The sequence below is a fragment of the Protofrankia sp. CiP1_Cm_nod3 genome (assembly GCF_982290655.1).
In genome coordinates this window covers 22,920-23,741 of record NZ_CEVIVD010000064.1, presented here as the reverse complement: position 1 = coordinate 23,741, position 822 = coordinate 22,920, and the positions used below count along the sequence as shown (strand labels likewise).

Below are 822 nucleotides of genomic sequence, written 5' to 3'. Positions count from 1 at the left end.
GGGCCGAGCACCCGCCGCATGTCCGCGAGAAGCTCCTGCATCTCCAGGACCGACTGGGCATAGCCGACGGACTCCGCGCGATAGCTGGCCAGCAGGCTGCGCAGCTCGAAAGTCTCCCGGGCCTCGGCGCCATGGATCCTCGTGGCGAGCTGTAGCAGAGCTTCGAGCTCGGCCACCGCGTTCGTGGTGTCTCCGGCCTTGGCCCGCCAGTACACAAGCTCGGCGCGGACGGCGAGCACCGCCGGGTCCGCCGGCCCGAGCACCCGCACCTGGTCGTCCAGCACGGCCGCCAGTTCGGCTGCCGCCTGTGCCGGATGGCCTGCCTGGCCCCACTGGTAGCCGAGGTTACGCCGAGCGGCGATGGTCATCGGGTCATCCCGGCCCCAGGCGGCCGTCAAATCGGGAATCAGCGATCCAAGACTGATGATCGCCTCCTGTGTCTCCCCCGCGTCACCCAGCCACACAGCGAGCTGGTTGCGCAGGGTGAGAGTGTCCGGATGGCGTTGCCCGAAGCGCTCGACGGCTTGTTGGGCGAGCTGCCGGCACAGGTGTATCGCCTCTTTGAGCTGCACCACCGTTCCGAGACTCTCGACGGTGCGCATCATGATTCTGTGCATGCCGCCCTGGTCCAGATCCCAGATCGCGGCCGGCCAGTTGTCCTGGAGCGCCATCGCGTTGGCCCGCAGCAGCTGCCCCCTGTCCTCGTTGTTGTCGGCGGAAGGCCAGATCTCCAGGAGAGCGTCCGCGGATGTCCGGGCGACCTCGGTCGACCGAAGCGCGCCGAGGTCCTCCCGCACGGCTCGCTGCACGAGCGCATGAACG

The 822-nt window shown here is 68.7% G+C and carries 1 pseudogene; it reads right to left on the bottom strand.

Annotated elements, in window-relative coordinates:
• Positions 1 to 797: pseudogene (locus AC5LUJ_RS13945) on the bottom strand (hypothetical protein); the annotation flags it as partial.
• Between the last annotated feature and the right edge of the window lie 25 nt (positions 798 to 822).